The organism is Micromonospora sp. WMMD987 (assembly GCF_029581435.1).
Taxonomy (GTDB): Bacteria; Actinomycetota; Actinomycetes; order Mycobacteriales; family Micromonosporaceae; genus Micromonospora; species Micromonospora rifamycinica.
On the sequence record NZ_CP120861.1, the window covers coordinates 3652350 to 3670321 of the forward strand.

The 17972-nt window shown below is 74.3% G+C and carries 19 protein-coding genes; 7 read left to right on the forward strand and 12 right to left on the reverse strand.

Going from position 1 to position 17972, the window contains the following annotated elements:
• Position 1 precedes the first annotated feature (1 nt).
• On the forward strand, positions 2–1393 hold the full coding sequence (locus O7612_RS15425; protein WP_282265109.1) for an MFS transporter: 1392 nt from the start codon (positions 2–4) through the stop codon (positions 1391–1393).
• A gap of 165 nt (positions 1394–1558) precedes the next feature.
• On the forward strand, positions 1559–2167 hold the full coding sequence (locus O7612_RS15430) for a thymidine kinase (RefSeq protein WP_282273926.1): 609 nt from the start codon (positions 1559–1561) through the stop codon (positions 2165–2167).
• Positions 2168–2173: 6 nt separating this feature from the next.
• Here O7612_RS15430 and O7612_RS15435 read toward each other — a convergent pair whose 3' ends face one another.
• On the reverse strand, positions 2174–2632 hold the full coding sequence (locus tag O7612_RS15435; protein ID WP_282273927.1) for a hypothetical protein: 459 nt from the start codon (positions 2630–2632) through the stop codon (positions 2174–2176).
• Between the two features lie 111 nt (positions 2633–2743).
• Here O7612_RS15435 and O7612_RS15440 point away from each other — a divergent pair, with 111 nt between their 5' ends.
• Positions 2744–4450, forward strand: coding sequence for an acyl-CoA dehydrogenase family protein (locus O7612_RS15440; protein WP_282265110.1), 1707 nt, complete (start codon positions 2744–2746; stop codon positions 4448–4450).
• A 7-nt stretch (positions 4451–4457) separates the two neighbouring features.
• Here O7612_RS15440 and O7612_RS15445 read toward each other — a convergent pair whose 3' ends face one another.
• From O7612_RS15445 to O7612_RS15460, 4 genes are all read right to left on the reverse strand, one after another.
• Entirely contained in the window at positions 4458–5456 is a 999-nt protein-coding gene (locus O7612_RS15445; protein WP_282265111.1) for a tyrosine-type recombinase/integrase, read from the reverse strand.
• Between the two features lie 117 nt (positions 5457–5573).
• Positions 5574–5999: an Hsp20/alpha crystallin family protein gene (locus O7612_RS15450; RefSeq protein ID WP_282265112.1), complete on the reverse strand. Its 426-nt coding sequence runs from the start codon at positions 5997–5999 to the stop codon at positions 5574–5576.
• A 116-nt stretch (positions 6000–6115) separates the two neighbouring features.
• Entirely contained in the window at positions 6116–6505 is a 390-nt protein-coding gene (locus O7612_RS15455; protein ID WP_282265113.1) for a cupin domain-containing protein, read from the reverse strand.
• A 10-nt stretch (positions 6506–6515) separates the two neighbouring features.
• Positions 6516–7208, reverse strand: a complete 693-nt coding sequence (locus tag O7612_RS15460) for a TetR/AcrR family transcriptional regulator C-terminal domain-containing protein (protein ID WP_282265114.1) — start codon at positions 7206–7208, stop codon at positions 6516–6518.
• Between the two features lie 53 nt (positions 7209–7261).
• Here O7612_RS15460 and O7612_RS15465 point away from each other — a divergent pair, with 53 nt between their 5' ends.
• Positions 7262–8380 carry an NAD(P)/FAD-dependent oxidoreductase gene (locus O7612_RS15465; protein WP_282265115.1) on the forward strand — a complete coding sequence of 373 codons (1119 nt, stop codon included), beginning with the start codon at positions 7262–7264 and terminating at the stop codon, positions 8378–8380.
• A gap of 54 nt (positions 8381–8434) precedes the next feature.
• Here O7612_RS15465 and O7612_RS15470 read toward each other — a convergent pair whose 3' ends face one another.
• The 3 genes from O7612_RS15470 to O7612_RS15480 all read right to left on the reverse strand — a co-directional run bounded on the left by O7612_RS15470 (position 8435) and on the right by O7612_RS15480 (position 10938).
• Positions 8435–8836 carry a nuclear transport factor 2 family protein gene (locus O7612_RS15470; protein ID WP_282265116.1) on the reverse strand — a complete coding sequence of 134 codons (402 nt, stop codon included), beginning with the start codon at positions 8834–8836 and terminating at the stop codon, positions 8435–8437.
• Positions 8837–9194: 358 nt separating this feature from the next.
• Positions 9195–10067, reverse strand: coding sequence for an SDR family NAD(P)-dependent oxidoreductase (locus tag O7612_RS15475; RefSeq protein ID WP_282265117.1), 873 nt, complete (start codon positions 10065–10067; stop codon positions 9195–9197).
• A 151-nt stretch (positions 10068–10218) separates the two neighbouring features.
• Positions 10219–10938, reverse strand: a complete 720-nt coding sequence (locus tag O7612_RS15480) for a TetR/AcrR family transcriptional regulator (RefSeq protein ID WP_282265118.1) — start codon at positions 10936–10938, stop codon at positions 10219–10221.
• Between the two features lie 88 nt (positions 10939–11026).
• On the opposite strand from O7612_RS15480, the gene O7612_RS15485 reads away from it, so the two are divergent.
• Together O7612_RS15485 and O7612_RS15490 are read left to right on the forward strand one after the other, a co-directional pair.
• Entirely contained in the window at positions 11027–11887 is an 861-nt protein-coding gene (locus tag O7612_RS15485) for an NAD(P)H-binding protein (protein WP_282265119.1), read from the forward strand.
• Between the two features lie 68 nt (positions 11888–11955).
• Positions 11956–12651 (forward strand): maleylpyruvate isomerase N-terminal domain-containing protein, encoded by a 696-nt coding sequence (locus tag O7612_RS15490; RefSeq protein ID WP_348774231.1) that lies wholly within the window; start codon positions 11956–11958, stop codon positions 12649–12651.
• Here the strand turns inward: O7612_RS15490 and O7612_RS15495 are convergent.
• Both O7612_RS15495 and O7612_RS15500 read right to left on the reverse strand, forming a co-directional pair.
• Positions 12578–13051, reverse strand: a complete 474-nt coding sequence (locus O7612_RS15495) for a DUF1992 domain-containing protein (RefSeq protein ID WP_282265120.1) — start codon at positions 13049–13051, stop codon at positions 12578–12580. The two genes, O7612_RS15490 and O7612_RS15495, sit on opposite strands and share 74 nt — an antisense overlap.
• Positions 13052–13138: 87 nt before the next feature.
• Entirely contained in the window at positions 13139–13687 is a 549-nt protein-coding gene (locus O7612_RS15500; RefSeq protein WP_282265121.1) for a GNAT family N-acetyltransferase, read from the reverse strand.
• A 136-nt stretch (positions 13688–13823) separates the two neighbouring features.
• Between O7612_RS15500 and O7612_RS15505 the strand changes: the two genes are divergently transcribed.
• Positions 13824–14474 carry a LysE family translocator gene (locus O7612_RS15505; protein ID WP_282273928.1) on the forward strand — a complete coding sequence of 217 codons (651 nt, stop codon included), beginning with the start codon at positions 13824–13826 and terminating at the stop codon, positions 14472–14474.
• Between the two features lie 5 nt (positions 14475–14479).
• On the opposite strand, the gene O7612_RS15510 is transcribed toward O7612_RS15505, so the two are convergent.
• Together O7612_RS15510 and O7612_RS15515 are read right to left on the reverse strand one after the other, a co-directional pair.
• Positions 14480–15766: an O-antigen ligase family protein gene (locus O7612_RS15510; RefSeq protein WP_282265122.1), complete on the reverse strand. Its 1287-nt coding sequence runs from the start codon at positions 15764–15766 to the stop codon at positions 14480–14482.
• Between the two features lie 101 nt (positions 15767–15867).
• Positions 15868–17895: a beta-galactosidase gene (locus tag O7612_RS15515; RefSeq protein ID WP_282265123.1), complete on the reverse strand. Its 2028-nt coding sequence runs from the start codon at positions 17893–17895 to the stop codon at positions 15868–15870.
• Positions 17896–17972: the final 77 nt, after the last annotated feature.

A 17972-nucleotide genomic window follows, 5' to 3' on the forward strand; every position in this document is an offset into this window, starting at 1 on the left:
GATGGCCGATCCGGTCACCACCCCCACCGCCGTCGACGCCCCGGCGGGCCTGCGCCGGGAACGGCGTGGCTGGTACCTGTACGACTGGGCCAACTCGGCCTTCCAGACCACCGTGATCACGGTGTTCCTCGGTCCGTTCCTCACCACCGTCACCGAGTTGGCGGCGGGTTGCGAACTCGGTGCGGACACCTGCGACGGGTACGTGCACCCGCTGGGCATCCGGGTCGCCGCCGGGTCCTACTACCCGTACCTGATCTCGCTGTCGGTGTTCCTGACGGTGTTCGTGCTGCCGGTGGTCGGGGCGATCGCCGACCGGACCGTGCACAAGAAGCGGTTGCTGGCCGGGGCGGCGTTCACCGGTGCGGGGGCGACCATCGCGATGGCGCTGGTCACCGGGGAGCGGTATCTGCTCGGCGGGGCGTTGTTCCTGGTGGCCAACATCGCCTTCGGCGCGGCGGTGGTGGTGTACAACTCGTTCCTGCCGCAGCTCGCCGGCCCGGACGAACGCGACGCGGTGTCCAGCCGTGGCTGGGCCATCGGCTACCTCGGCGGCGGGCTGCTGCTGGCGTTGAACCTGGTGGCCGTCACGCTGCTCAGCGAGGACGACGACCCGCAGCGCACCCTGGACCTGGCCCGCTGGTCGATCGTGTCGGCCGGGGTGTGGTGGGCGGTGTTCACCCTGGTGCCGCTGCGGTGGCTGCGGGAGCATCCCACCGCCGAGGCGTTGCGCGGCACGGGCCGCAACGTGGTCACCGACGGGTTCCGGCAGCTCGGCCGGACGTTGCGGGAGATCAAGGCGTACCCGTTGACGCTGTTCTTCCTGCTGGCGTTCCTGGTCTACAACGACGGTATCCAGACGGTGATCACCCTGGCCAGCCAGTACGGCACCGAGGAGCTACGGCTGGGGCAGAGCACCCTGATCGTGACGATCCTGCTGGTGCAGTTCCTCGCCTTCGGCGGGGCGTTGGGGCTGGGGGCGTTGGCCCGGCGGATCGGCGCGTGGAAGACGGTGCTGCTGTCGCTGGTGCTGTGGACCGGGGTGATCCTCGGGGCGTTCCGGTTGCCCGCCGAGGCGCCGGTGCCGTTCATGGTCCTCGGTGGGGCGATCGGTCTGGTCCTCGGCGGCAGCCAGGCGCTGAGCCGGTCGCTGTTCAGCCAGCTCATCCCCGCCGGCCGGGAGGGCGAGTACTACGGGTTCTACGAGATCAGCGACAAGGGCACCAGTTGGCTCGGCCCGTTGGCGTTCGGGTTGGTCTTCCAGCTCACCTCCTCCTACCGGGTGGGCCTGGTGTCGCTGTTGATCTTCTTTGTGGTGGGGTTCGCGTTGCTGGCCGCGGTGCCGATGCGCAGGGCGATCCTGGCGGCCGGCAACACCCCGCCCCGGGTGCTCTGACCGGCGGACAGCCCATCGACCCGATCGGGGCGTGTCGATGGGCTAGGCTGCCCCGACGTGACCGACGACGCCGCCGCCCTCCCCTCCTGCCTGGCCCGCCCCCTCCCGGGTCCGGACGACGGGCGCACCGGCTGCGCCGTCGCGCGGGGGGTCGACGGGCGACCGTTGCACGCCGCGGCGCTGAAGTTCTTCTGGGGGCCGATGGACTGCGGCAAGTCCACCATGGCGTTGCAGATGAACTACAACCACGCCCGGCAGGGCCGCCGGGGGTTGGTCACCACCCGCATCGACCGGTCGTTGGGGCCGCAGGTGACCACCCGGATCGGGCTGGCCCACTCGGCGATCGAGGTGACCGACACCCTGGACCTGCGCGCCCTGGTCCGCGACACCTGGGCCGAGGGGGTCCGCATCGACTACCTGATCTGCGACGAGGCGTCGTTCTACGACGTGGCGCACGTCGAGCAGATGGCCGAACTGGTCGACGGCTACGACGTCGACGTGTACGCCTTCGGCCTGGCCACCGACTTCCGGTCCTGCCTGTTCCCGGCCGCCCGGCGGCTGTTCGAGCTGGCCGACGAGGTGGCCCGCATCCAGGTGGAGGTGCTGTGCTGGTGCGGCCGGGAGGGGCTGCTCAACGCCCGGGTCGTCGACGGGCGGGTCGTGCGGGAGGGCGCCCAGGTCGTCATCGGCGACACCGTGGACAGCGCCGAGGTGCGCTACCAGGTGCTGTGCCGGCGGCACTACCGCTCCGGCGACCTCGGCCCGCGCGCCTGACGGGGCTCAGTACGGGTCGCCGCAGACCCGCCAGTCGCCGTCCTCCTCCACCACCGGCAGCCGGCGCTGCTCGGCCGCGCCCCCGTCACGGACCACCCGGACGGTCACCTCGCCGGCGGGTCGCCCGCCCCGGGTGCGCACCGACACGTCGAGGATCTCGTAGCCGGTGACCACCGGCGGGGTGCGGACCCAGCCGGCGAAGCCGACCTCGCTCCACCGGCCACGGGTCTGCGCGCACAACCGCCGGTAGGCCTGGTCCACCTGCCCGGCGGACAGCTCCCGGAAGAACCCGTCGGCGCTCTGCCGCACCGGGCCGGTGGAGCCCACCACGACCTGCACGTTCCACAGGCCCAACCCGGCCACCCCGACCAGGCACAACCCGACGGCGAGGCCGGCCAGGAACAGGCCGGTGCGCACCGGGCGGTGCCGCCGCGCCGGTCTGGTCCACGCCTGGTCCACGTCCATCATCTGCGACGGTATGCGGCCGCGACGTGCCGCGGAGGCGGTTCGCCCCTGTCGCGCCGGCCGGGCGATCGTCTACCGTCGGCCGCACCCCCTGTGGTGAAGGAGCGACGGATGAGCCGCTACGTGCAGCCGGTGCCGGACGTCGAGGACCCGTACGCCGGTGACCGGCTGCTGCGGTCCTGGCTGCGGCGGCAGCTCGGGCCGGCCGGGCACGACGCCGCGCGGGAGCGGCTGACCGCCCTGGCCGCCGACGTCGTCGGGCCGCTGCGGGCCGCGCACGCCGACGCCGAGGCCCACCCGCCGACCCTGGTCCGCTACGATCCGTGGGGCGCCCGCGTCGACCGGATCGACACCAGCGCCGGCTGGCGGGCGCAGCGGGCCGCCGCCGCCCGGCACGCCGTGGTCGCGCTGCCCTACCTGGAGTCGGCGCGGGGCACGTGGGGGGCCGCGGCCCGGGTCGTCCAGCACGCCCTGCTGCACCTGTACGCGCCGGAGTCGGCGACGTTCTCCTGCCCGGTGGCGATGGCCGACGGCGCCGCCGCCCTGCTGCGTACCCCTGAGGTCGACGCGGGGGTACGGGACGCCTGGCTGCCCCGGCTGATCTCCACCGACCCGGACACGGCGATCGTCAGCGGGCAGTGGATGACCGAGGCGCAGGGCGGCTCGGACCTGTCCGGCACCACCACCGTCGGACGGTCCGCCACCGACGGGTCGTGGCGGTTGACCGGGGAGAAGTGGTTCTGTTCGGCGGCCGACGCGGCGGTGGCGGTGGCGTTGGCCCGGCCGGACGGCGCCGGCCGGGGCAGCCGGGTGCTCGCCCCGTTCCTGGTCCCCCGGTACGCCGGCGACTCGCCGCTGGCCGCGCCGGCCGCCGCGCCGGACTCCCCCGCCCCCGGGATCACGGTGCACCGGCTCAAGGACAAGCTGGGCACGAGGGCGCTACCCACCGCCGAGATCGGACTCCGCGACGCGTACGCGCTGCCGTTGGGGGATCCGGCGGTGCCGGGGCTGGTGCGGGCGATGACCCTGGTGGTGGTGACCCGGGTGCACAACGCCTCGGCCGCCGCGTCGGGGATGCGTCGGGGCCTGGCGTACGCCCGCGCGTACGCCGGGGGCCGGCGGGTCGCGGGTGGGATGCTGGCCGACGATCCGTTGCACCGGGCGACCCTGGGCGTGTTGGCGGTCGACGCGGCGGGCGCGTTCGCCCTGGCCGGGCATGCGTTCGCGCTGCTCGGCCGGGTGGAGGTGGGGGCCGATCCGCAGGCCGCCGCCGAGCTGCGGGTGGTGGCGCCGCTGGCGAAGCTGGCCACCGGCCGGCTGGCGGTGGCCTCGGCCGCCGAGTACGTGGAGGCGTTCGGCGGGGCCGGTTACGTCGAGGACACCGGCGTGCCGAGGCTGCTGCGCGACGCGCAGGTGCTGCCGATCTGGGAGGGCACCACCAACGTGCTGGCGGTGGACGTGCTGCGCGCGGTCACCCGGGAGGACTCCGGCACGCCGCTGCTGCGTCGGCTGGCCGGCGCGGTGGACCTGGCCCGACCGGCCGCGCCGGCGCTGGCCGACACCCTCGCCGCGGTGGTGCGGGAGCTGCGGAACACCCTCGCCGGGGTCGCCGCCGATCCGGGCGCGGTGGCGGTGCGGGCCGGCGCGCGGGCGCTGGCCCTACGGATGGCGTACGCGTTGACCACCGCCCTGCTGGTGGAGCACGCCGCGTGGGGTGACGAGCAGGCCGAGGTGGCGGCCCGGTTGTGGGCCCGGCGGTGGCTGCGGCACGAGGACGTCTCCGCCGACGCCCACCACCATCTGGATCTGCTCGGTTGAGGTCTCCTCAGCCGCGTCGTCGTGCCCGGGCGGCCCAGATGGCGTACGCCGGATCCCGGTCGAGGTTGTGCCGGTCGCGGTCGTAGCGGCGGGTGGTGCGCGGGTCGGCGTGGCCCATCGCGTCCTGGACGTCCTCCAGGGGCACGCCCTCCTCGCGGGCGGTGGTGGCGAAGGCGTGCCGCAGGGAGTGCGGGGAGAGTTTCGCCGCCGCGGCGATGCCGGCGGTGGTGGCCAACCGGCGGACCAGCCGGAACACCGCGTGCCGGTCGAGCCGGCCGCCGGTGGTGGTGGCCAGCAGCGGGCCGGTCAGCGCGGTCACGCTCACCCCGGCCGCCGCGGCCCGGTCGGCCAGGTAGGCGTCCACCGCGTACGCGGTGCCGGGGGTGAGGGCGCGTCGGCGGGGCTTGCCGCCTTTGCCGATGAACCGGACGCTGCGGTGTCCCCGTTCGGCTCCCAGGTCGGTCAGGTCGAGCGAGACCAGCTCGCCGACGCGGAGTCCGAGGTCGGCGAGCAGGGCGACGGCGGCCCGGTTGCGGGCGGCGGTCGGTCCGGTGTCGGCGTCGGCGGCGGCCAGCAGGGCGTCGACCTCCTGCGGGGTGAGCCCGACGGTGGCCGAGTGGTCCCGGTCGACGCGCGGGCGGTCGGCGCCGGAGACCGGGTTCGCGTCGACCGCGCGGAGCTTGACCAGGAACTCGTACCAGCTGGACAGGGCGGAGAGTTTCCGGGCGACGGTGGCGGGGGTCAGTGGTCGGCCGCTGCGCGCCGCGGGGGTGGCCTCCAGGTGCCGGGCGTAGGCGTTGACGTCGAGGAAGTTGGCCCGCAGGGGGTCCAGGTCGCCGGTGGCGCACCAGGTGAGCCAGCCGGCGATGTCGCGTCGGTAGGCGTCGCGGGTGTGCGCCGACAGCCGGCGGTTGCGCAGCCACGCCTCGGTGAAGTCGACCGGTGTGCCGGACAGGACCGGGCGGGTCGGCAGGTGGGGCAGGACGGGGACGTCGGGACGCGGCATGCGAAAAAGACTCTCAGCCCCGGCGGGGAATCACCATGAGGCGCGCCCGATGGGATTGCCAGGGATGGGCTTTCCCCCGGCGGGGTCGTATCGGTCCCGCCGGGGGAGGTGGCGCGGTCAGGCGGTGGTGAGCTGCCGGCGTCCGTTGCCGGCGGTCACCGGCACCCGGCGCGGCTTGGCGCGTTCCGCGATGGGGATGCGCAGCGTCAGCACCCCGTGTTCGTAGGCCGCCTCCAGGCGGTCGGTGTCGAGGGTGTCGCCGAGGAAGAGCTGCCGGGAGAAGGTCCCCATCGGCCGCTCGGCGGCGACGAGTTCGACGGCGTCGGAGGTGGGCCGACGGCGCTGGGCGCGGACGGTCAGCACGTTGCGTTCCACCGTGCAGTCGATGCTGTCGGGGTCCACGCCGGGCAGGTCGAACGCGGCGTGGAAGTGGTCGCCGTCGCGCCAGGCGTCGAGGTGCATCACGGCCGGTCGGCTCGTGGTGCCCAGGAGCTGCTCGGCGAGCCGGTCGATCTCACGGAAGGGGTCGGTACGCATCAGCATGGTGGTGCCTCCTCGGTTTCCTCGGGCCGAAGGTTCCTGAGTTGAGTCGGGTCGGCTCAACTCGTACTTCAGTATTTACCGCTTTTCGCCGCGCCCGTCAACCCGACGCGACCGACTCAGAGGGGGTGGCCGGTGGTGGCGTCCACGTGGGCGGGAACCTCCTCGTGCCGGTCCCCCACGCTGGACGTCCCCGACGGCTCGAACAGCAGGATCGACGCCCCGTCCGCAGCGGACGGGCGGTGCGCCACCCCGCGCGGCACCACGTACACCGCGCCCCGGGGCAGCACCACCGTCCGCTCGCCGGTGTCGTCGCGCAGGGCGATGCGCAGTTCCCCGTCGAGCACCAGGAAGAACTCGTCGGTGTGGTCGTGGGTGTGCCACACGTGCTCACCGGCCACCTTCGCCACCCGGACGTCGTAGTCGTTGACCCGGGTGACGATGCGGGGACTCCACACCTGGTCGAAGGAGGCCAACGCGGTCGCCAGGTCGATCGGCTCGTCACTCATCGCACCATCCTCACACCCCGGGGCGGGTGAGCCTGGCGGCCACCGCGTCGAGGACCCATTCCAGGCCGGTCGCGAAGGACGTCCCGGCGTCGGTGTCCGTGCCGTCGTGCACGGCCCGGCTCAGGGCCGGGAAGCGGCCGGTGGCCAGCATCCTGGTCAGGTGCGGGCCGGAGGCGCGCTGCCACTCCCGCGTGGACAGGCCGGTGGCGCGCTCGGCCCGCAGGTCCGCCACCTCGCGCCTGATCGCCCCGGTGACGTAGGCGCTGACGGTCGCCACGGCGCACAGCACGGTGTCGAGGTCGGCGAGGCCGTCGAGGGCGGCCAGCCTGGCCTCGGTCACGGCGAGGCCGTGCGGGCCGAGGGTGGGACGACCGCCGAGCAGGTCGGCCAGCCATTCGTGCCGCAGGGCCGCCTGCCGGGTGCGTTCGGCGTGGACACGCAGCGTCTCCCGCCAGTCACCGGGCGGCCGTTCGGGGAGGATCTCGGCGTGAACCTCGTCGACCATGAGGTCGAGCAGGTCGCGCTTGGTGGCGATGAATCCGTACAGCCGCATCGGGCCGACGTCGAGGCGGGCGGCGACCTTGCGCAGCGACACCGCCTCCAGGCCGCCCTCGTCGGCCAGCGCGACGGCGGCGGCGACGATCCGGCCACGGTCCAGCGGTGGCGCCGGTGGCGGCGGCTCTGGCCGGTCCCACACGGTCATGGTCACTCCCTGCCGTTGCCCTGCCGCGCAGGCGCCCAATACGGTGTATCGCCATGAGACATCGTATCGCCGTGGTCGGCGGCGGCCCCGCCGGCCTGACCTTCGCCCGGGTCCTGCACCGTCACGGCCACCCGGTCACCGTCCTGGAACGCGACGGCACCCCCGACGCCCGTCCCCCGGGCGGCACCCTCGACCTGCACGAGGGGTTGGGCCAGCGGGCGCTGGACAAGGCGGGACTGCGGGACGGGTTCCGGGCGCTGTCGCGTCCGGAGGGGCAGGCCATGCGCATCCTGGACCCGGCCGGGACGGTGCTGCGCGACTGGCGACCCCGACCGGACGAGCGGGCCAATCCCGAGATCGACCGGGGACAGCTACGTGACCTGCTGCTCGAAGGCCTCGACGTCCGGTGGGGGCGGGAGGTGACGCGGGTGACACCCACAGCCGGGGACGGTGCGGTGGTGCGTTTCGCCGACGGGCGGCAGGAGACCTTCGACCTGGTGGTCGGCGCGGACGGTGCCCGGTCCCGGGTCCGCCCGGCGGTCTCGGCGGTGACCCCGTGCTACACCGGCGTCACCTCGGTCGAGACCTCCCTGGACGACGTGGACACCCGCCACCGTGCCCTCGCCCGGTTGGTCGGCGACGGGTCGGTGTCCGTGTACGGGGTGAACCGGTCCCTGACCGCCCAGCGCAACAGCGGCGGCCACGTCAAGGTGTACGCCACCTTCCGCGCGCCGCTGGACTGGCACGCGGGGTGGGACCTGACCGACGTCGAGACCGTCCGGACGGGTCTGCTGGCGCTGTTCGAGGGCTGGGCCGCGCCCGTGCTCGACCTGCTGCGCCACGGGACCGCCTTCGTCCCCCGGCCCCACTACACCCTGCCGGTGTCCCACACCTGGACCCACGTGCCCAGGGTGACGCTGCTGGGCGACGCCGCCCACCTGATGCCCCCGCTGGGGGCGGGCGCGAACCTCGCGATGCTCGACGGCGCCGAACTCGCCGAGGCCATCGTCGCCGACCCGGACGACCTGGACGGGGCCGTCCGGGTCTCCGAGGAACGGATGTGCGCCCGGGCCGGCCGGTGGGCCGAGCGGACGACGGAGGGCCTGCGCCGCCTGGTGAGCCCGGATCCCGCCCAGGCGGTCGCCCTGTTCGACGAGGTCCAGCGGTCCTGACCATCGGCGACCCCAGCGCCGACGGACCGTCACGCAGGGAGGCCGGCCGCCGACTCAGGGGCGCAGCGGCGTGCGGCGGAGAACCACCTTGCGGTACGCGATACGCCACCCGGTGGCCTCTCTGCGGACGACGTCCTCGTAGACCACGCTGCCCGCGCGGCCGTCGGCGTAGATGCCGATCGCCTTCGAGTGCACCCGCACCGTGCCGTCCGGGTTTTCGCTCACGTAGACGTTCGAGACATGGTGACCGACCGGGTTCGCGTCACCCAATGCCAGACTGGCCTCGCTGATCGCGTCATACCCGCGCAGCTCGCCTCGGCCGAACGCGGATACGTCGTAGACGACGTCCGTGCAGAACAGCTCGTCCATACGCCCGAACTCGCCGCTGTCCATCAGGTGACCGTGCAAGGCCACGAGTTCGTGGATGGCAAGCCTGTCCTCAACCGACAGCCCCATTCTCAGCTCCTCGACGACGGGGAGCGCGTCGGCTTCCGGCTCCGCTGACGTCGATCTTCCTATCAGATCCGGCTGTCAGGCCTGTGGTCCGGCGTGCGCAGGCCGGTGTGAGCTGGAGCGGAGATCCGCCGGGTGGTCGGGCGGACGGCGCCGTGCGGGCAGGAACAACATAACCGACATTATGGTGTCCCGACGTTGTGCACCTTATGTCCGGTCTAATTAACGAATTATCGGTAATGACAATCCGTTAATTGAGTCAGGCGAGGGCGGGTGCGTCCGGGCGGGGCGACCGGCACGTCGCCCGCATCCCGGTGAACGCCGCCCCGGCTTGGCACCGGGGCGGCGGACGTGGGACGCGTCAGAACGCGCGGACCGCGGGCGGCATGCCCGGGAAGTCCGCCGACTCGCTCGCCGACGCCCACTTCTCGACGTCGGCGAGCGCCGCCCGGTAGACCCGGGTGAGATTGCGGACCGCCTCGGCGCCGAGCGGGAGGCGCAGCGGCGCGTCGGGGGCGTCGAGCACGTCGCGGATCACCTGGGCGGCGCGGGCCGGGTCGCCCTCCTGGATGCCGTCGGCCTCGGCCATGTTGGCGCGCACCGCCGCGGTCGACCTGTCGTAGTCCGCGCTCCGCTGTGCGGTGCGGAGCACACCGCCGGCGTTGAACGCGGTACGGAAGCGGCTGGGCTCGACGATGAGGACCCGGATGCCGAACGGCGCGACCTCGCCCGCGAGCGCCTCCGACCAGCCCTCCAGGGCGAACTTGCCGGCCGAGTAGCTGCCGACGGCGGGGAACGACATCCGTCCGCCCTGGCTGCTCATCTGCACGATCGCCCCCGAGCGACGCGCCCGCAGGTGGGGCAGCACGGCGCGCACGTAGGCGGCCGGGCCGAACAGGTGCTGGTCGAGCATGTCCCGCAGCGCGGCGTCCGTCACTTCCTCGGCCACCCCCACCTGTCCCCCGCCGGCGTTGTTGACCAGCACGTCGACCTGCCCGAACACCTCCAGCGCCTGCCGCACCACCGTCGCCGCCCCCGCCGTGTCGCCGACATCGTGGGTGACGGCCAGGAGGCGGTCGCCGTACCGCGCCCTGAGGTCGTCGAACCGGTCGGCCCGTCGGGCCGTCCCGACCACCTGCTCGCCCGCCGCGAGTGCCGCCTCGGCCAGCGCCAGGCCGAGGCCCGAACTCGCGCCCGTGATGATCCATGTCTTCGTCTCGTTCGTCGCGGTCATGCCCCCGACGGTAGAGCGTCGAGCGCGCTTCGCCGCACGGGCGGCCGGGAGGCGACGGGCGCTCCGGCCGGGTGCGGCGACGGTCCGCGCGAGGTCCGGCGCGGTGCCGGGACGCGGGCCGGCGGGAGGACGGTGGGCGGCGAGGTGCGCGTCACCCGTGTGGGCCGCGCAGCAGGGTCAGCGACCGGTGGATCCACTCGGTCAGGAGGGCGCGTTCGGCGTCGGTGAGCCCGGGCAGGTCCGGTGCCGCCGCCGCGAAGGTCACCGCGGCGGCGGCCACGGTCGGCTCGGACGTGACGGGGGTGGCGGTGAGGATGCCGCCGAGCACCGCGTCGAGCATGGCCTCGGCCAGGCCGGGGTCGCGCCGCGGGGCGGACGTCTCCAGCAGGGCGAGGATGACGCCGGTGCCGGCGGCGTGGATCAGCGTGGTCGCCCGTTGCTCGTCGACCCGGAGCAGGCCGGCGGCGGCGAGCCGGCGCACCCGGGAGCGCAGCACGTCGACGCCCGCGACGGTGGCCGGCGAGGGGTCGCCCGGCCGGCGCGTGCCGAGCAGTCGGAACAGCTCGGGATTGGTCAGGCCGAACTCCACGTGCCGGTGCCATCCGGCGCGCAGGTCGGCGACCGGGTCGCCGGGCTCGGTGTCCGCCTTGCTGGCGACGTAGGCGGCCAACACCTCCTCGGCGACGGCGTCGACCAGGCCGTTCTTGTCGCCGAACAGCCGGTAGATGGTGGGGGCCTGGACGCCGGCCGTCTGGGCGACGGCCCGGGTGGTCACCGCGTCGGCCCCGTGCTCGCGGAGCAGTCGGGTGGCCGCCCGCACGATGTCGGACCGTACGTCGTCACGGGGCGGGGGCTGCGGCGCCACAGTCATGGACCAATGATAACAGCATGTTGTTAGCGCTGGAATATCGATGCTAACGTCTGCGGCGTAACAGTGGATCTTCGAAGGGGTCACCACCGTGTTCGTCATCACCGGAGCCACCGGCCAGCTCGGCTCCCGGATCGTCGACCAGCTGCTCACCCGGGTTCCCGCCGAAGCCGTGGGGGTGAGCGTGCGCGACGTCGACCGGGCGGCCCACCTGGCCGACCGGGGGGTACGGGTCCGCCGGGGCGACTTCACCGAGCCGGCCACCCTGGCGCACGCCTTCGCCGGAGCCGACCAGGTGCTGATCGTGTCCGCCGCCATCCGGGGCGGCGGCGCGGTCGACGCGAACCGCGCCGCCGCCGACGCGGCCCGCGCGGCGGGAGCCCGCCGGATCCTGTACACCAGCCACCAGGCCGCCGCCCGGGACTCGCTCTTCCCCGCCCAGCTCACCCATGCCGCGACCGAGGAGTACCTGGCCACGCTCGGCACCGCCTTCACCGCCCTGCGCAACGGTTTCTACGCCAGCGCCCTGCAGTTCGCGATCGGCGACGCCGTGCGGACCGGCCGTCTGGTGGCACCGGCCGACGGTCCGGTGTCCTGGACCGCCCACGCCGACCTGGCCGAGGTCGCCGCCATCGCCCTGACCGGGCAGGGGGTGCTCGACGGGATCACCCCGCCGCTGACCGCCCCGCAACTGCTCGACCTCGAAGCGGTGGCCGGCGTCCTCACCGACCACACCGGGCGGACGGTCTCCCGGATCGTCGTCGGGGACGACGAGTGGAGATCGGCCGCCGTGGCACGCGGCATGCCCGAGGCGGCGGCCGACTTCACCCTCGGCATGTACCGGGCGGCACGACGGGGCGAGTTCGCCGTCATCGACCCGACCCTGGAGGCCCTCCTCGGTCGGCGGGCGACGCCCGTCCGGTCGGTGATCGAGGCCATCGTCGCCGGCTGAACCGGGCGCACCGACGACGGGTCGACGCACCCCGGGCGCGCGGGGCGTGACGGTGCGATGATCGCCGCATGGCCATCGAGGAACGGCTGTCCGGGAACGCGGTACGGGAGGCGGTCGGCGCGTCGACCCGGGTGCTCGGCCCGTACACCGACCGGGACTGGACCGTCCCCGCCGGCGACCTGGACTGGTCGTGCTGGACGACCGCCGCCCACCTCGCCCACGACCTGCTCGGCTACGGCACCCAGCTCACCGGCCGGCCGGAGACCGGCTACCTCCCCCTCGACCTGCGGGTACGCCCCGACGCCGACCCGGCGCAGGTACTGGCCGTGGTGGCCGCCTGCGGCGGGCTGCTCGCCGCCGCGCTCGACACCGTCCCCGCCCGGACCCGTGCCTGGCACTGGGGCGCCTGCGACCCGTCCGGGTTCGCCGCCATGGGCATCGCCGAGACGCTGCTGCACACGTACGACATCACCCGGGGGCTGGCGGTGGGCTGGCAGCCCCCGGCGGCACCGAGCGCGGCGGTGCTGCGGCGGCTCTTTCCCGACGCGCCCGCCGGCGACCCGCCCGCCGTGCTGTTGTGGATGACCGGGCGGGCGACCCTGGCAGGCCGCCCACGGCGCACCGCCTGGACGTGGCGGGCAGCCGGGTCGGATCGATCCGGGCGGGCCGGTACGCGGACACCGACGGTCGTCAGGCCCGCCGACGCCACGGCCACCGCCACCGGGGGCGGGTCGCAGGTGGCGGTGCCGCCGACACCGTCGTGACCACCGCGTGCCGGGCGGCCCGGTGGACCCGCCACTGGCGCAGCACCGCCTCGGTGTCCACCGGCCGGACCACCACCCGGGGGCCGGACGGGAATCGCAGCCAGGCGACGATCTCCCGGTTGAGCACGCCGACGAACTCCCGTACCGACTCCTCGGTGGGCAGGTCACGGACCTCGTCGGGGACCTGCTCGACCCGGCGGCGCAACTGCAACGGGGTGGGCAGCAGCAGGTCGGAGGGGAGCGCCTCCCGTTCCAGGAAGCTCTTGATCCACCAGGACTCGTCGTAGGGGAGGTCACGGCCCGGGATCGGCCTGCCCATGCCGGGCAGGTTGTCGAACTCGCCGCGCTCCTGGGCGCCACGGATCTGCGCCTCGACCGCCGCCTGCCACGCGTCCACCATCCGGGCACCTCCCCGTCCCACCGTATCCGCCCTGGCCGTCACCGGTGCAGCGACAGCGGGGTGGGATGGCATTCCCGGCGGGGCGGCTCAGGCACGACGCCGGATGTGCCGGTGCCCGTCGCGGGGGAACGGCGGCCGGGCGGGCAGTACCTCGACGAAGGGGTACCCCGACTTCTCCGCCACCCGACAGGACGCCGGGTTGTCCACCTGGTGCAGCAGTTCCAGCCGGGCCAGCCCGGCCGCGGCGAACCGGGTGAACGCCCAGCGGCTCACCGCGTCCACCGCCCGGGTCGCCACCCCCCGGCCGCGCGCCGGCCCCGCCGTCCAGTAGCCGACCTCGGCGTCGGCGCGTCCCGGCGTCACGTCCTTGAGCAGCACGCAGGCGACCAACCGCTCGCCGTCGGCGGCCGGCTCGCAGACGGCGAAGCTGAACCGGCGGCCCGCCGCCCAGCCCTGCCGGTTGGCGGCCACCCAGCGCCGGGCCTGTGCCGGGGTGGTCAGCGGGTGCCGGGTCCGTGCCCGTAGCTCCGGATCCCGGTGCGCCTCGACCAGCGCGGCGACGTCGTCGTCGCGCCAGCAGCGCAGGACCAGTCCGGGGGCGGCGAGGGTGGGGGCGGTCCGCGGGGTCACCGACATCTGTGCAGTGTGGCCGGTGCCCCCGCCCGGCCGGAACCCCCGCGGTCGCGGCCACGGGGTCGCGCGCTGCCGGGGCGCCTCGGAGCGGACCGGACGGCGTAGGGTGCCGGGCAGGGACGACGCAACGGGGGTGTCGATGGTCTCGGTCGGTGCGGTGGTGGGAATCGCCCTGGTGGCGCTCGGTCTGGTGCTCACACCCGGGCCGAACATGGTCTACCTGGTCTCCCGGTCGGTGGCGCAGGGCCGCCGGGCCGGGTTGGTCTCCCTGCTCGGGGTGGCCGCCGGGTTCGGGGTCTACCTGGCTGCCGCCGTCGCCGGCATCGCCACGGTGTTCGTGCTGGTGCCGCCGCTGTACACGGCGGTGAAGCTGGCCGGTGCGGCGTACCTGCTCTGGTTGGCCTGGCGCACGCTGCGGCCGGGTGGGCGGTCCGCGTTCACCCCGCAGGCGCTGCCGGTGGACCGGCCCCGACGGCTGTTCGCCATGGGGCTGCTCACCAACCTGCTCAATCCCAAGATCGCCATCCTGTACGTGTCGCTGCTGCCGCAGTTCGTCGACCCCGCCCGGGGCGACGTGGCGGTGCAGAGCCTGCTGCTGGGGGCCACCCAGATCACCGTGGCGCTGACGGTGAACACGCTGATCGTGCTGACCGCCGGTTCGGTCTCGACGTTCCTGGTCCGCCGGCCGGGCTGGGCGCGGGTGCAGCGCTGGGTGACCGGCAGTGTGCTCGCCGCCATGGCGGTGCGGATCGCGGCGGACCGCTCCCGGGCCGTCGTGGCCACCGGCTGAACCGGTCAGACCGGTGACGGTCGGGGCACCGCCGCCGGCAGCTCCCGGTTCACCGGGCCGTCCACGGCGGCCACCGCCAGCCCGATCGCGAAGAACATCACCGACAGGTTCATGTCGGTGAACCCGTAGAACGGGGCGAGGGCGAGAGCGACCACCGGTACCACGCTCAACCAGCGTCCGGCGGCCGACACCGCGACCGCCGTGCTGCGTACCAGCACCACGAGCAGGGCCACCAGGGCCAGCAGGGCGGGGATGCCGTGGCTGTACATGGTCAGCCAGACCTGCCCCTGGGTGCCGAGCGGCTCCGCGCCGGTGGTGGTGTCCGCGCTGCGGGGGGCGCCGTAGCCGAGCAGCGGCGAGCGCAGGACCGCGTCGAGGGTCTGCCGGTACAGGTCGGCGCGGTCCCGGGTCGAGTCGGTGTTCTCCACCCGGTTCATGATCATGTCGCCGACCGGCACGACCAGGGTGATCACCCAGGCCACCGCCACACCGGCGGCGATCGTGCCGATCAGCCGGACGTCGCCGCGCAGCAGCGCCCGCAGCCCCAGGTAGACCAGCCCCACCCCCAGGCCGATGAACATCCCCCGGTTGAGGGTGAGGAACGCCGGCACCAGGGCCAACGGCAGGGACACCACCAGCACCCTGCGCAGCGGGCCGGTCCGCACCGCCGACAGGTACGCCAGCACGCACGGCACGAGCAGCGCGAACCCCGTCCCCCAGTTGTTGGTGTACGGGTACGGGGCCGCCGTGCGGTAGTACGGGTTGCGGCCGGTGGGGTTGAACTCGGTGGAGTGCACGTGGGTGACCGCCCGGATCATCCGTTGCCCGGCCAGCCCGTCGGGCAGCAGCGACTCCACCGGGGTGGTCAACGCCAGCCGGGGGGCCAGCACGCCGACCCAGCCGAGCGCGACCATCGCCAGCCAGAAGAACAGCACCGGCTGGAACAGCCGGTCCCAGCGCGCCCCCTGCCGGGCGGCGGTGTAGACGTACAGGTAGACCACGAACGCGGTCAGCACGAACCCGAGCCGCAGGCCGTAGACAAGCAGCCCGCTGGCCTTCTCCAGGCGGGTGGCGCTGACCAGGATCAGCCCGACGAGCACGAACCACAGCGCCGAGCCGGGTGGCCACGCCACCCGGCCGTGGCTGAGCAGGACCACCGCCAGCAGCATCCCGAACAGCGCCCAGCCCAGGTACAGGCCGCCGAGCAGCCACCACAGCGGCATCGCCGCGAACATCACGTACAGCGGCCAGAGCGGCAGTGCCCGCTGCGGCGCGGTGTTCCTCGTCCCCACCGGGGCAAGGCTAGGCCCCGTCCGACCGGTCGGTCATCGGCGGACCGGCTGTGACGGGAGCCACCCCGGCGTGGTGCCGGTCGACCGGGCCGGCCCGCGGGTCACCGGGACTCCTCGCGGATCACCGCCACCCCACCGGCCGGCAGGCTGACCTCCCCGGCGGTGGGGCGGTCGGTCAGCAGGTCCACCCCCACGGCGCGGACCCGCTGCGGCCGGTCGGTGTGGTTGAGCAGGAACAGCCAGCTCGCCTGCGGGTGGGCGCGGCGGACCGCCTCCACGCCGGGCGGGGCGTCCGGGCAGACCGGCTCGACGCCGGCCGTCCGGGCCGCTTCGGTGACCAGGCGGCGGTAGGTGCCGTCGTCGGGGCGGGTGGACAGGTACCAGGCGGTGCCGGCGCCGGCCCGGTGCCGGGTCACCGCCGGTAGGCCGTCGAGCACCCCGCCGACGTACCCGCACACCGGTTCGGCGCCGCACAGCCGGACGGTCTCCGACCAGATCCGGCCGGTCCCGCCGCCGGAGAGCAGCACCTGTTCGTCGGCGGCGAGCGGGTGGAACTCCTCCACTCGCAGGCCGAGCAGGTCCCGGTAGGCGCCGGGGTAGCCGCCGAGGCGCACCCGGGCGTGTGGGTCGGCGGTCCCGCTGAGGTAGCTGACCAGCAGGTGCCCGCCCGCCTCGACGTAGCTGCGGACCCAGTCGACGGTGTCGTCGCCGGCCAGGTAGAGGGCGGGCAGGACGAGCAGCCGGTACCGGTCGAGCGGGTCGCCGGGGACGACCACGTCACAGCCGTACCCGGCCCGCCACAGCGCGCGGTGCGCGGCGGCCAGCTCGGCCGGCCCGTCGAGCCGATCCGACGGCATGCCGGGGTGACGCAGTGCCCAGTCGCTGGCGGCGTCGCGGGCCAGCGCGATCCCGGCGACCACCTCTCCGGCGGTCACCTCGGCGAGCCGGTCGAGGGTCGCGCCGAGGTGTACCGACTCCCGGAACACCCGGCTGTCCGCGCCGGTGTGCGGCACCAGCGCGGAGTGGAACCGTTCCGCGCCGCCGGCCGGTGCCCGCCACTGGAAGAACATCGCCCCCCGGGAGCCACGGGCGACGTGCGACAGGCTGTGCCGGGCCATCCGGCCGGGCTCCTTGGTGTGCGACCGGCCGGTGGTGTGGATCTGGCTGGCGGCGCTCTCCATCAACAGCCACGTCGCCGGCCCGTCGGCGCGGTGCCCGGTGGCGGGAGCGGCCCGCCGACGGCCGTGGCGGGCCCAGCCGCGGGCCAGGTCGGCGGCGAGGGCGGTCTGCTCCTCCGCGCCGCCGTCGACGGCCGACGGGTAGTGGTCGACGGCCACCAGGTCCACCTCGGCCGCCCAGCGGGCGTGGTCGACCGGCACCCAGTCGCCCAGCACGTAGTTGGTGGTCACCGGGAGCGCCGGGTTGGCCGTCCTGAGCAGGTCGCGTTGTTCGACGTACGCGGCGAGCAGGGTGTCCGACCAGAACCGCCGGAAATCCAGCAGGTGGCCGGGGTTGCCGAGGTACTGGGTGGCGCGGGGGGTGCTCACGTACGCCCAGTCGGTGTAGTGCTGGCTCCAGAAGCTGGTGGCCCAGGCGGCGTTGAGGGCGTCCAGGTCGCCGTACCGGTCGACCAGCCAGCGGCGGAAGGCGGCCTCGGTGTGCGGGCAGTGGCAGCTGGTGCCGTACTCGTTGTGCACGCGCCACAGGGCCACCGCCGGGTGGTGGGCGTAGCGGGCGGCGAGGGTGGCGGCGATGCTCCGGGCGGCGGCCCGGTAGGCGGGGGCGGCGGCGCAGTAGGTGTCCCGGCTGCCGTGGTGCAGCCGGACGCCCTGCGCGGTGACCGGCAACGCGTCGGGGTGGGCCAGCGAGAACCAGGGCGGCGGCGAGGCGGTGGGGGTGGCCAGGGCGACCCGGACACCGCCGTCGTGCAGCAGGCCGAGCACCTCGTCGAGCCAGCCGAAGTCGTAGCGGCCGGGGGCGGGTTCCAGCCGGGACCAGGCGAACACACCGACGGTGACCAGGGTGACCCGGGCCCGGCGCATCAGCTCGACGTCCTCGCGCCAGGTGGCCGCGGACCACTGCTCGGGGTTGTAGTCACCGCCGTGGCAGAGACGTCCGTCGTTCCACATACCCACCACCCCACTTGCTTTGTTTGGTAACTATCCAAACTATGTATCGGGTTTACCCATGTCAATTGGGAGTACGT